Source organism: Curtobacterium sp. MCSS17_011, assembly GCF_003224275.1.
GTDB lineage: Bacteria > Actinomycetota > Actinomycetes > Actinomycetales > Microbacteriaceae > Curtobacterium.
The window spans coordinates 37752-49657 of sequence record NZ_QKLE01000026.1 but is presented as its reverse complement, the minus strand read 5'-3'; the positions used below and the strand labels follow the sequence as shown (position 1 = coordinate 49657).

The 11906-nt window shown below is 70.3% G+C and carries 13 protein-coding genes; all 13 read right to left on the bottom strand.

Translation table 11 applies throughout. From position 1 onward, the window contains the following. On the bottom strand, positions 1 to 1238 hold a 1238-nt coding region (locus DEJ17_RS14575; protein ID WP_110894910.1), incomplete at its 3' end, for an ATP-dependent RecD-like DNA helicase. Next, entirely contained in the window at positions 1235 to 3280 is a 2046-nt protein-coding gene (locus tag DEJ17_RS14570; protein WP_110894909.1) for a cytochrome c oxidase assembly protein, read from the bottom strand. The genes DEJ17_RS14570 and DEJ17_RS14575, both read right to left, overlap by 4 nt. A gap of 197 nt (positions 3281 to 3477) precedes the next feature. Continuing rightward, positions 3478 to 3765, bottom strand: a complete 288-nt coding sequence (locus DEJ17_RS14565; protein WP_017886454.1) for an HU family DNA-binding protein — start codon at positions 3763 to 3765, stop codon at positions 3478 to 3480. A 290-nt stretch (positions 3766 to 4055) separates the two neighbouring features. Continuing rightward, a complete protein-coding gene (gene rpsN / locus DEJ17_RS14560) occupies positions 4056 to 4361 on the bottom strand; it encodes a 30S ribosomal protein S14 (protein ID WP_017886455.1) in 306 nt (101 codons plus the stop codon). A 2-nt stretch (positions 4362 to 4363) separates the two neighbouring features. Beyond that, positions 4364 to 4534, bottom strand: a complete 171-nt coding sequence (gene rpmG / locus DEJ17_RS14555) for a 50S ribosomal protein L33 (RefSeq protein ID WP_017886456.1) — start codon at positions 4532 to 4534, stop codon at positions 4364 to 4366. After that, positions 4534 to 4770, bottom strand: a complete 237-nt coding sequence (gene rpmB, locus DEJ17_RS14550; RefSeq protein ID WP_027464952.1) for a 50S ribosomal protein L28 — start codon at positions 4768 to 4770, stop codon at positions 4534 to 4536. Before rpmB ends, rpmG begins: the two co-directional genes overlap by 1 nt. A gap of 301 nt (positions 4771 to 5071) precedes the next feature. Then, positions 5072 to 6559, bottom strand: a complete 1488-nt coding sequence (locus DEJ17_RS14545; RefSeq protein WP_110894908.1) for a lipase maturation factor family protein — start codon at positions 6557 to 6559, stop codon at positions 5072 to 5074. 60 nt (positions 6560 to 6619) lie between these two features. Further along, a complete protein-coding gene (locus DEJ17_RS14540; protein ID WP_110894907.1) occupies positions 6620 to 7315 on the bottom strand; it encodes an alpha/beta fold hydrolase in 696 nt (231 codons plus the stop codon). Positions 7316 to 7325: 10 nt separating this feature from the next. After that, a complete protein-coding gene (locus tag DEJ17_RS14535) occupies positions 7326 to 7751 on the bottom strand; it encodes a Fur family transcriptional regulator (RefSeq protein WP_027464954.1) in 426 nt (141 codons plus the stop codon). Further along, positions 7748 to 8686, bottom strand: a complete 939-nt coding sequence (locus tag DEJ17_RS14530; RefSeq protein ID WP_110894906.1) for a metal ABC transporter permease — start codon at positions 8684 to 8686, stop codon at positions 7748 to 7750. Before DEJ17_RS14530 ends, DEJ17_RS14535 begins: the two co-directional genes overlap by 4 nt. After that, positions 8686 to 9531: a metal ABC transporter ATP-binding protein gene (locus DEJ17_RS14525; RefSeq protein WP_051596603.1), complete on the bottom strand. Its 846-nt coding sequence runs from the start codon at positions 9529 to 9531 to the stop codon at positions 8686 to 8688. Before DEJ17_RS14525 ends, DEJ17_RS14530 begins: the two co-directional genes overlap by 1 nt. Before the next feature lie 47 nt (positions 9532 to 9578). After that, positions 9579 to 10490, bottom strand: coding sequence for a metal ABC transporter solute-binding protein, Zn/Mn family (locus tag DEJ17_RS14520; protein WP_110894905.1), 912 nt, complete (start codon positions 10488 to 10490; stop codon positions 9579 to 9581). 128 nt (positions 10491 to 10618) lie between these two features. Beyond that, the gene (locus DEJ17_RS14515; RefSeq protein WP_110858671.1) at positions 10619 to 11887 is read right to left on the bottom strand and encodes a PTS transporter subunit EIIC; all 1269 of its coding nucleotides are present in this window, start codon (positions 11885 to 11887) and stop codon (positions 10619 to 10621) included. Between the last annotated feature and the right edge of the window lie 19 nt (positions 11888 to 11906).

The following is an 11906-nucleotide window of genomic DNA, read 5'->3' as shown; positions in this document are numbered from 1 at the left end:
CGCCGGACGTCCAGGTCCACGATGATGTCCTGCGGCCGGAGCGGCCGGGTGAGGAACAACCCCTCGAGCGAGGTCAGCCGTGACAGCGCCACGTACGTCTGGCCGGCGCTGAACACCCGGTTGCCGAGGTCGACCACGGCCCGGTCGTAGGTGCTGCCCTGCGACTTGTGGATGGTCACGGCCCAGGCGAGCCGGAGCGGGAACTGCTGGAACTCCCCGACGGTGTCCTTCTTGAGTTCCTTCTTGTCCGGGTCGTACGAGTACTTGAACTTCTCCCACACCGACGGTTGAACCTCGAACGACTCACCGTCGACGTCGACCCACACCGTGTCGCGGATGGCCGTCACGATGCCCAGGGTCCCGTTCACCCAGCGCTGGTCGGCGTCGTTGCGCAGGAACATCACGTGCGCGCCGGGCTTCAGCTCGAGGGCTTCGTCGGCCGGGAAGTTCCGGCCGCCGAAGTCCCCGTTGACATCGGCCTTCGCGGTCTTCACCTTGCCCGGCAGCCGCTCGAGGGCCGCCTTGTTGATCCGGGCCACCGTGTCGTTGCGGGTCGCCAGGGTGATGGCGTCGTCCGGTGCCGGGCGAGCGCCGGCAGTGTTCAGCTGCTCGGCGATGTCCGCGGTGACCCGACCGTGCCGGACGGCGGTGAGCATCGCAGCGAAGGCGTCGTCGCGCTGCCGGTGCACGGTGGCGAGCTCGATGATGTTGAGCTCGGTCTCGAGCCACACCTTGGCGTCGAAGAACCACATCGACCGGTAGTGGTCGGTGAAGTAGGCGCGCTCGTCGGCGTCGCCGGGCACCGGGGGCAGCTGGTACGGGTCGCCGAACATCACGACCTGCACGCCACCGAAGGCCTCGAACTGCCGTCCGCGGGCCTTGCGGAGCGAGCGGTCCATGGCGTCGAGCAGGTCGGCGTTGACCATCGAGACCTCGTCGATGACCAGCGTGTCGATGGTGTTCAGGAGCTTGCGGGTGTCCGGGCCCTGCCGCAGCTCGGCGTCGGCGATGAGCCCGATCGGCAGCCGGAACAGGGAGTGGATCGTCTGGCCACCGACGTTGAGCGCGGCAACCCCCGTCGGGGCGCAGATGACGACCTGCTTCTCGGTGTTCCAGGACAGGTGGTTGAGCAGCGTGGACTTGCCCGTGCCGGCCCGGCCGGTGATGAACACGTGGTCACGGGTGTGCTCGATGTACTCGAAGACCGCGCGCTGTTCGTCGCTCAGCTCGATGCTCATCGGGCGTCCGCCCCGGGCGAGGGTTCGAGGTCGTCGCTGCCGTCGTCGAAGTCCAGGTCGTCCTGGTCGGCCCGGGCAGCGGGCTCGGCGGCGACGGTCGCGCCGGCGGCGGCCCCGAAGGCAGCCCGGGCGCTGGGGGCTGCCGCGTCGACCGGGTCTCCCCCGTCACGCCGCAGCCGCACGAGCACCACCACGACCACGGTCACCAGGAGCAGCACCCCGGCGATGATCAGCACGAGGCCGGCCCGGGCCTGGTCGACGAGCGGATCCGGCCCCCACGTCCGGCCCATCGCACCGAACCACGAGGCCTGCAGCAGCCCGAGCGGCCCGCGCATGGCGATCCCGAGCGAGACCGTGCCCGCCGCGATCACCACGGCCCCGACGATCCGGACGACGGCGGCAGCCGTGGTCGGACGACGCTGCCCCGCCGGGATCGGCGTGCAGAGGGTCGGGACGGCCAGCAGCCCGACCAGCAGGAACACGGCGTCGCTGACGGTGCGGCCGGTGGGGTCGCTCACCGACCAGCGAACGGCGTCGGTGGCGAAGAACGCCCACCACAGGGCCGCTGCGAGCACGAAGGCGGGGAACGGCTGCGCCAGGTACCGCACCGTGGGGTGCTCGACGATGACGTCCGTCCACTCGCGCACACCCGTGCTGTCGTCGTTCCGGGGGCGCACAGCGGCCCGGATGAGCGCGACGGGTGCCGCCGCCCACACCAGGGCGGGGACCACCAGGCCGAGCAGCACGTGGGCGCCGACGTTCGCCGAGACGAGGAACCGGTCGTACTGGTGCAACGAGCCCGAGGTCGCGACCACCAGGGTCACGATCGCCAGGGCCGCGGCGATCGAGCGTCGCACCGGCCACTGCAGGCCACCCCGACGCAGCCGCACGACGCCGGCAGCGTATGTCGTCGCGAGCAGCACGGCGGCCATCAGCCAGAACAGGTCGATGTTCCACTGCGTCAGCCAGCCCCAGGTGCCGGGTGCGTGTGGCAGCAGGTCGTCGGTGAGGAGCTCCGCCGGGCTCGGGTCGGTGGTCTTGCTCAGGGCGATCTGGTCGGTCGGGGTCGCGGTCCGCCCGAGGGCCGCGGCGAACCCCGACGCCACACCCATCACCGCGAGCTCGACGACGATCAGGGTCCAGAAGGGCCGCTGCCGTCCGGGCGAGGTGGTGAGGGCGCGGATGGCCCGACGACGCTGCACTGCGCCGAGGACCCCCATGGCGACGATCGCGCCGATCTTCACCAGGACGAGCGTGCCGTACGGGGTGAACAGGTTCGCCAGCGCCCCGACGCGGATCTGCGCCGACGCGGTGCCGGAGACGGCGACGAGCACGAAGCAGCCGAGGGCGATGCTCGAGTACCGGCCCACGACCGCGGCCAACCGGTCACCGCGCAGCACCCCGCGCAGGAGCACGAGCATGACGAGCCCACCGACCCACAGCGCCGCACCGACCAGGTGGAGCCCCAGCGCCGTCACGGCAGCGTCGTGGCTCGCGGTACCGGCGGCGTGGCCCTGTTGTGCGAGCGGGATGAGGCCGATCATCGACACCCCGGTGGTCAGGGCGACCATGCCCCGCGAGCGGACGGCGAAGCAGAGCACCGTGACGGCCGCGGCGACGAGGACGGTCACGAGCCAGGCGAGCCCGAGCTCGGTGCCGGTGAGGAACACGCCCATCGACTGCCCGAACTGCTCGTCGATGCTGATGCGCGAACCGGCGACGCTGAGGAACGTGCAGAACGTGGCGACCGCCGACGCGACCGTCCAGACACCACTGGCCCCGGCGGCGACGTCGATCGCGCGGTTCCACTCGGAGCCGGACCGGGAGAGCCCGATGGTCGCGAGCGCGAGCCCACCGATCGCGGTGGCCGCGGACAGGTCGACGACGAGCCGGGCGATCGGCAGCCCGAAGCGGACGACGGGCCCCGGGTCGGCGATGAGCGCCGGGTCCGCGCCCCCGCCGATGACCAGTGCCGTGAGCAGCGCCACGAACCCGACGAGCAGGAGCACGGCGGGACCGGCGATGCGCGCGATCCGATTCACCCGTCAAGCCTAGGTGGTGCCCACCCGGCCACCGAACGGGGCGGGCCGATCTGTGCAGACCGGCACGGGCCTCCAGGCAGGACGCGGCACCGGACGCAGGCACGCACACCCGCCGAGCGAGCGCCCGCGCGGACGGACGGCCCCGGGAACGACGAAAGGGACGGCCGGAGCCGTCCCTCCCGATGCGCGGAACAGTCTTACTTGACCGCAGCCTTGAGCTTCGAGCCGGCGCTGACCTTGACCGAGTCGCTCGCGGCGATCTCGATGGCGTCACCCGTCTGCGGGTTGCGGCCGGTGCGGGCGGCGCGGTGCGTCTTCTCGAAGGCGATCCAACCGGGGATCGTGACCTTCGTGCCGTCGGCGACGGACGACGAGACGACGCTGAAGAGCGCGTCGACGACGCCGTTGACGGTGGCCTGGCTCTGGCCGGACTCAGCGGCGACGGCAGCGACGAGCTCGGTGCGGTTCAGTGACTTGTCAGCCATGGATGTCCTCCTCGGACTTCTTGCAGTATCGGTCGGACGCACGTGTCGTCCGGCGCCCGGAGCGGTTGCCCCGTGCCACGGTGCCAGTGGGCCGAGGGCCCGGCGGAACCGGAGTTGAACCTACCAGCCGCCGGGGGTGAAAACCGCCGACTCGCCCGGATTTCCGGGGTTGTCGGGGCTCCGGAGGGGTGCTGGAGGGGCAGATGTGACGAATGACGGCTCGCATGTACCCCGTACACAGCGAACGCCCCGCCACCATGAGGTGACGGGGCGTCGTGTCCTGCGAGTGCTTACCAGGAGCTCTTCGTGATGCCGGGGAGCTCGCCGCGGTGGGCCATGTCACGGAAACGGACACGGCTGATGCCGAACTCACCGAGGTGGCCACGGGGCCGGCCGTCGATGGCGTCACGGTTGCGGTACCGGATGGGCGATGCGTCGCGGGGCAGCTTCTGCAGGCCCACGCGGGCGGCCTCGCGCGACTCGTCGGTGCCGTTCGGGTCCACGAGGGCCTTCTTCAGCTCGAGACGACGCTCGGCGTAGCGCGCGATGATGACGGCACGCTGGTTGTTCTTCGCGATCTTGCTCTTCTTCGCCATGCTTAGCGCTCCTCACGGAAGTCGACGTGCTTGCGGATCACCGGGTCGTACTTCTTCAGCACGAGTCGGTCGGGGTTGTTCCGACGGTTCTTCTTGGTCACGTAGGTGAACCCGGTGCCCGCCGTCGAGCGGAGCTTGATGATCGGACGGATGTCCTGACCCTTTTTCGCCATCAGATCTTCTCCCCACGGGCGAGGAGATCCTTGACGACGGACTCGATGCCACGTGCGTCGATCACCTTGATGCCCTTCGCGCTGAGCGTGAGCGTGACGTTACGACGAAGCGAGGGCACGTAGTACGTCTTCTTCTGCACGTTCGGGTCGAAGCGACGCTTCGTCCGGCGGTGCGAGTGCGAGATGTTGTGACCGAAGCCGGGAACGGCGCCGGTCACCTGGCACACTGCTGCCATGGTTTCCTCCTGAGGTACCGTGCGACCGGACGGCCGCACCCAAGTTCACTTGCCTGGTGCACACGCGCACTGCCACCGGGGTGGCCGTGCGAGGGGGTTGTGTGCACCGCCCAGGTCCGCATCCCCTGTCGAAGGAGAGCCGGACACCGCGCGACCGCGGCGTTCGCGACGGTCGGAGGGCTTGGAACAACGGGTCCGCCGCGCGGACGCGGAGAACCAGGGGTCCACGTTACGCGAGGACCGGGCGTGTCGCAAGCCGCGCCTCCAGGCCTGGAGGCCCGTGGTGGCCGGACGAGACCGCTCACGCACCAGCGTGGTCGCCCTCAACACCCGCGGCACGACCGCGCGGGAGCCCGACGGGCGCCATGAGCACGTACCGCTCCCGCCGGATCCAGTACAGGCCCGTCCTCCGCCGCTCGGCCCGGGTGGCGAACCGGTAGTGGAACATCCGCGCACGGACCCAGCGCGGCGGTTCGCCGTCGAACGGGTCGTGGGCGAGCAGCCGCAGCGTGGGCCGGTCGGCCTCGAGCAACCGCACGACGAACACCCGGAACCACCGGTCGTCGGCGCCGAGGGCCAGGAACCACATCAACCAGTCGAGCCGCAGGTGGTACGGCGCGAACTGCCCGGGCCGACGCCGGGGATCGCCGGGCTTGCCGCGGAACTCGTACGGCTGCCAGTCCTCGTCGGACGGGTCCTCGGCCAGGGTCCCCTCGACGATCACCTCGTCGCGTTGCTGCGTCACGCTGCCGAAGGCCCCGTAGGCGTTGGCCAGGTGCCACCGGTTGAACGAGGCGTTCATGAGCTGCCGTCGCGACACCAGGTTCCTCGCGGCCGGCCAGGACAACCAGGCGAGCAGGACCCCGACCGCGACCGTCACCGCGACGAACGACACCGGGGTGGCGGACGGTCCGGCCTCGACGGAGTCGTGCAACCAGGGCAGCACGGTCGCCACCGACCGGTCGTCGATCGCGGCGAAGGTCAGGACGAGGGTGATCCAGTTCAGCCAGGCGAAGTTGCCGGAGACCACCAGCCAGAGCTGGGTGAGCAGGACGAGGGCGGCGGCGACCGACGCCACGGGCTGCGGCGCGAACAGGAAGAACGGCACGACCAGCTGCACGACGTGGCTGCCGAGGGTCTCGAACCGGTGCACCGGTCGGGGCAGCAGGTGGGCCGTCCGCGACACCGGGTTCGGCATCGGCTGCGTCTCGTGGTGGTAGTACAGGGCGGTCAGGTCTCGCCAGGAGCGGTCCCCGCGCATCTTGATCATCCCGGCGCCGAACTCGAGCCGGAACACGAGCCAGCGCAGCGCGACGAGCACGATGACGGGCGGTGCGACGTCGTCGGAGCCGAGGAACGCGACCGTGAACAGCGCCTCGACCAGCAGGGACTCCCACCCGAAGGCCCAGAAGGTCTGCCCGACGTCGGAGATCGACAGGTACGCCAGCCAGAGCAGCAGGAAGCACAGCATCGGCACCCACCACGGCGCCCGTTGCGGCAGCCCGAGCACCAGGGCGAAGGACACCACGGCTCCCCCGCCGGCGAGCAGCCGCAACCGTTCGTCGGTGTAGCGCCACCACCGCCAGACCACCGGCAGTCGGCGGGCGTACGGGCGCTCCATGAACCGGGGCACCGGGAGCAGGCCGTGTTCCCCGACGAGCGCCGGGAACTGGGCGAGGGCGGACAGGAAGGCGAGGCAGGCGATCGCCGCGACGCCGCGCTGCACCACGAACCGGGCGACGTCGTAGTCGGACGCGCCCGCCCACTGCGTCCAGGCTGCGAGGTCCACGGGCGGGACGCTACGCGGGGCTGGCTGCGGCCCGTCTCGGCGTCACGCCCGACGTGTCGCCTACGGCGCCTGTGTCGGCCGGGGCGCGAGCGCCTGCACCATCAGCTCACCGAGCTGCCGCGGCGCCGTGAACATCGGCCAGTGCCCCGTCTCGAGCCCGACGATGGAGAGTTCCTCGGTCGCGACGAGCTCCGCCGCCCAGGCCTGGTGGTCCGCCACCATCGCCAGCAGCTCGGCGGCGGGGATCTCGCAGGTGATGATCGTCGCGGGGATCGTGTGCCGTGCGGGGTCGGCGTAGTGGAACCGGTCGGACGGCACCGAGGCCGGCTCGGGGATCGCCCGGTGCTCGACGTCCTGCCGGACCTCGGGCGTCATGCCCCGGACGGTGGCGGGTTCCCAGATGTCCCACGACGGCAGCGGCACGACCCCGTCGACCACGGGCAGCTCGTCGTTGACGCACCCGCCCTCGGGCCCCGGGAACGTGTCGACGTAGAGCAGGTGCGCGACGAGCGACGGACGCTGGTCGGCGGCCATGTACGCGATCGGGCCGGCCCCCGAGTGTCCGGCGAGCACGACCGGCTCGTCGGCGGACGCGACGTCGTCCAGGATCGCGACCAGCGCGGCGACCTGCTCGTCGAGCGTGTCACCGTCACGCGTGACCGCCTGCACCGAGTGCCCGGCTCCCCGGAGCACCGGGACGACGTCGTCCCACGCGCTCGCATCGAGCCAGAACCCGGGGACCAGGATGACGTGCATGCGGGGCAGGTTACTCGTCGGTGGCGGCGGTCGCGCGGGCTGCCGTGCAGACGGCGCACTCGCCGAAGATGTCGACGACGTGGCTGGCGTTGGTGAACCCGTTGGCGGCGGCGACGTCCTGCGCCCACTGCTCCACCGGGTCCGCCTCGATCTCGACGGTCCGGCCGCAGTTCCGGCAGATCAGGTGGTGGTGGTGCGCGTCCGTCGTGCACGCGCGGTACAGCGATTCGCCGTCCTGCTGCAGCGAGTCGGCGTCGCCCTCGGTGGCCAGGTCGGCGAGCGCCCGGTAGACCGTGGCCAGACCGATGGTCGAGCCCTCGTCCCGCAGGTGCTGGTGCAGCGCCTGCGCGCTGACGAACCCCTCGGTGGAGTCGAGCGCGCCGCGCACCGCTTCGCGCTGCCACGTGTTCCGCTTGGTCTTCTGCACGGCGTTCATGCTGGCACCTCTTCCTTCCGACCGGCTGTCGACGTCGTCCCTGCCGGGAGGCCCGGCTCGTCCCCGCCACGCTGGCCCCGGCCGGCGACACGGTTGCGTCCCCGCTTGTCGCGTCGCGACCCGATGACCCGGCAGACCACCCAGATCGCGAACGAGATGGTGGTCACGTAGGGGCTGATCGGCAGGCCGCCGCCCAGTGCGAGCAGGATGCCACCGACGACCGACGTCACCGCGAACACCGTCGACAGCACCGGCACGACGACCGGGTGCGAGCTGAGGCGCAGCGCCGCGGCCGCCGGTGTGACGAGCAGCGACAGCACGAGCAAGGCGCCGACGATCTGCACCGACACGGCGGTGGCCAGTCCGAGCACGAGCATGAACACGATCGCGAGGGTGCGCACCGGGATCCCCGCGGCCGCGGCCACGTCGGGGTCGACCGAGGCGAACATCAGTGGACGCCAGATGACGAGCAGTGTCGCCACGACGATCGCGGCGACCACGATCAGGAACGTCAGCTGCGGGTTGTCGACCGAGACGATCTGCCCGGTGAGCAACCCGAACTTGTTGGCGGCCCGGCCCTTGTAGAGCGCCAGGCAGAGGATGCCGAGCCCGAGCCCGAACGGCATGAGGACGGCGATGATCGAGTTGCGTTCCCGGGCACGCGACCCGAGGACGCCGATGAGCAGGGCGGCGATCACCGACCCGACGAGCGAGCCGGAGACGACGTTCACCCCGAGCAGCAGCGAGGCACTGGCCCCGGCGAACGAGAGCTCCGAGATGCCGTGCACGGCGAACGGCATGTTCCGGGCGACGACGAACGGGCCGATGAGCCCGCCGACGATGCCGAGCACCGCGCCGGCCCAGATCGAGTTCTGCACGAGCACGAGGAGCTCGCCGTAGTCCTGGAACGAGAAGACGGTCGACAGCAGGTCCATCAGATCCGCCCTTCGTCGGGCTGGTCGGCGTGCGGGTCGACCTCGCCCGGGTGGTGCTCGTGGGCCTCGTTCGCCCCGACGATGACGATGCGCCCCATGGTGCGGACGACGTCGACGGGCGTGCCGTACAGGTCGCTCAGCACATCGGCGCGCAGGACCTCGTCCGGCGAACCGATCCGGAACCGACCCCCGGCGATGTAGAGCACCCGGTCGACGACGTCGAGGATCGGGTTCACGTCGTGCGTCACGAAGAGCACGGCGGCCTCGCGCTGCCGGCGCTCGCGGTCGATGAGCTCGGTGATCCCGCGCTGGTGCCGCAGGTCGAGCGAGATGAGGGGTTCGTCGCACAGCAGCAGGGCGGGGTCGGCGGCGATGGCCTGCCCGACGCGGGTGCGCTGCTGCTCGCCGCCGGAGAGCTCGGCGACGGGGGCGTCCGCGAAGGCGGTGGCGCCGACCTCGTCGAGGACCCGGTCGATGCGCATCCGGTCCGCCTTCGACGCACGTCGGATGCCCCACCGATGCCCGGTCACGCCCTGGGCGATCATGTCCCGCGCGCGCAGGGGCGTCCCCGCCTCCATCAGACGCTGCTGCGGGATGTAGCCGATCTTCCGGTGGCCGCGGTGCACCGGCTGCCCGAGGAACGACATCGTGCCGCTCGTCAGCCGCTGCTGCCCGAGGACGGTACGGAGCAGTGAGGTCTTGCCGGCGCCGTTCGGGCCGAGGACCGCGACGAACTCCCCCGGCGCGAGGTCGAGGTCGAGGCCTGCCCAGAGCTTCCGGGCGCCGTAGGACAACCCGGCGTCGCGGAGCGCGAGGACCGGACGAGCCGCAGCCCGGTCGTCCACCGTGGTGGTCGCCGGGCCGTGGGTCGCCGCTGCTGCGGTCGAGGTCGTCACTTCTGGAGCGCTGCCTTCACCGCGTCGATGTTCGCCTGCTGCCACGAGACGTAATCCTGCCCCTCGGGGAGCGTCTCCGTGACACCGACGACGGGGATGTCGTTCTGCTCGGCCGCCTTCTGGACCTGTTCGGTCTCGGGGCTCGACGCCTGGTTGTTGTAGGCGAGCAGCTGCACGCGCTTGCCGGTGAACAGCGCGAGGGTGTCGCGGAGGGCCGCCGGCGGGACGTCGTCGCCTTCCTCGATGGCCTCGGAGAAGTCCGGCGGGGTCTCGTTCTCGAGCCCCATCGCGTCGAACAGGTACCCGGGCACCGGCTCGGTGTACGCGACCTCGTCGCCGGAGTCCTGCTGCTTGACGGCGTCGGTCTGGGACTCGAGGTCCTCGAGCTTGGTGGTGAGCGTGGCGGCGTTCTTCTCGAAGGCGTCCTTGCCGCTCTCGTCGAGCGCGCTGAGGTCCTTCGTGACCGCGTCGACCAGCTTCACCATGGTGGGGTAGCTGTAGAAGACGTGCTCGTTGAACTCGGCGTCGCCGCCCTTGTCGAGCCCGGAGAGCTTCACGACGTTGATCGTGTCGGCCTTGGTGTCCGAGGCGTCCGCGAGCGTCGTCATGAAGTCGTCGTAGCCGCCACCGTTCTCGATGAGCAGGTCGGCCTTCGACACGGAGAGCTGCGTGCGGGCGCTCGACTCGAAGGAGTGCGGGTCCTGCGACGGGTCGCTCAGGATGCTCGTCACGGTGACGGCGTCGCCACCGATGGTCTTGACGATCGAGCCGTAGACGTTGGTGGAGGCGACGACGTTGATCGTGCCGTCACCGCTGGCCTCCCCCGAGGCGGACGAGGTGGCGCACCCGGTCAGGGCGAGCGCGGCGGCGCCGGCGACGAGCGGGAGGGCGAGGAGGCGGTTGTGCATGGCACGACGCTAACGCCTACTGATAACGATTGTCAAAACCGCTATGAGGGCTCTCAGCGCGACAGGAAGACGGACGGGAGGCCCGGTGCCAGCTGGCACCGGGCCTCCCGTTCGAACGACGCTCGCGTCTACGGCTTGGTGGCCGCGTCGATCGTGTTCTCGGCGATCGTGTCCTCTTCACGCCCGGGCGTGCGGAGGTTCCACTTCTTGATCACGAAACTGAACAGGAAGTAGTAGACGACCGCGTAGCCGAGGCCGATCGGGATGAGCCAGATCGCTCCGTCCGCCTTGCCGAAGTTCAGCACGTAGTCGATCGCACCAGCCGAGAACGAGAACCCGTCGTGGATCCCGAGGGCGTTCACCAGGGCGAGCGAGGTACCCGTGAGCACCGCGTGGATGACGTACAGCGGGAACGCCACGAACATGAACGAGTACTCGAGCGGCTCGGTGATGCCGGTCACGAACGAGGTGAGGGCGGCAGAGAGCATGATGCCGCCGACGAGCTTGCGGTTCTGCGGCTTCGCGTTGCGCCAGATCGCCAGGGCGCCGGCGGGCAGCGCGAACATCATGATCGGGAAGAAGCCGGTCATGAACGTGCCGGCCGTCGGGTCGCCAGCGAGGAACCGGTTCACGTCGCCGTGCACGGCGAGGCCGTCCGCGCCGGTGAAGCTGCCGAGCTGGAACCACGGGAAGAAGTTGAGCAGCTGGTGCAGGCCGACGGGGATGAGCATGCGGTTCGCGAACCCGAAGATGCCACCACCGATGACGGCGTTGTCCGCGACGGCCTGACCGGCTGCGGTGAGCGCGATGTCGAAGTAGCGGTACACGAAGGACATCAGGACCGCGATCACGAGACCGGCGGCTGCGGTCATGATCGGCACCAGACGGCGACCCGAGAAGAACCCGAGGAAGTCGGGCATCTTCGTGCGGTGGAACTTCTCCCACAGCACGGCGGAGACGAGACCCATCACGATGCCGCCGAGGACACCGAAGTTGATGGTGGCAGGGTTGCCGGCGGCGTCCTTCACCCCGTCGAGCACGATCGGCGACATGGCGGCGAACACCTGGTACATGACCATGTAGCCGACGACGGCCGCGAGCGCGGTCGTGCCGTCGGACTTCTTGGCCCAGCCGATCGCGATGCCGACCGCGAAGAGCAGCGGAAGCCATGTGAACACGGCCTGTCCGGCGGCCGCGATGATGGTCGCGCCCTGCTCGAAGCCGGGGATCGCACCGAGCATGTCGGACTGGCCGAGGCGGAGCAGGATGCCCGCGGCAGGCATGACCGCGATCGGCAGGAGCAGGCTCCGTCCGAGTCGCTGGGCGTTCGCGAAGAACCTGGACTGCTTCTTCTTCGGCTTCTTCTCCGGCACATCCGTGGCAGTGGTGGCGCTCATCGGAGGTCCTCTCGTCATT

Bases quoted from the DNA above. Each gene is read 5' to 3' on its own strand.
- DEJ17_RS14565 (WP_017886454.1), bottom strand. From the start codon at position 3,765: ATGGCTGACAAGTCACTGAACCGCACCGAGCTCGTCGCTGCCGTCGCC.
- rpsN (WP_017886455.1), bottom strand. From the start codon at position 4,361: ATGGCGAAGAAGAGCAAGATCGCGAAGAACAACCAGCGTGCCGTCATC.
- rpmG (WP_017886456.1), bottom strand. From the start codon at position 4,534: ATGGCGAAAAAGGGTCAGGACATCCGTCCGATCATCAAGCTCCGCTCG.
- rpmB (WP_027464952.1), bottom strand. From the start codon at position 4,770: ATGGCAGCAGTGTGCCAGGTGACCGGCGCCGTTCCCGGCTTCGGTCAC.
- DEJ17_RS14540 (WP_110894907.1), bottom strand. From the start codon at position 7,315: ATGCACGTCATCCTGGTCCCCGGGTTCTGGCTCGATGCGAGCGCGTGG.
- DEJ17_RS14535 (WP_027464954.1), bottom strand. From the start codon at position 7,751: ATGAACGCCGTGCAGAAGACCAAGCGGAACACGTGGCAGCGCGAAGCG.
- DEJ17_RS14530 (WP_110894906.1), bottom strand. From the start codon at position 8,686: ATGGACCTGCTGTCGACCGTCTTCTCGTTCCAGGACTACGGCGAGCTC.
- DEJ17_RS14520 (WP_110894905.1), bottom strand. From the start codon at position 10,490: ATGCACAACCGCCTCCTCGCCCTCCCGCTCGTCGCCGGCGCCGCCGCG.
- DEJ17_RS14515 (WP_110858671.1), bottom strand. From the start codon at position 11,887: ATGAGCGCCACCACTGCCACGGATGTGCCGGAGAAGAAGCCGAAGAAG.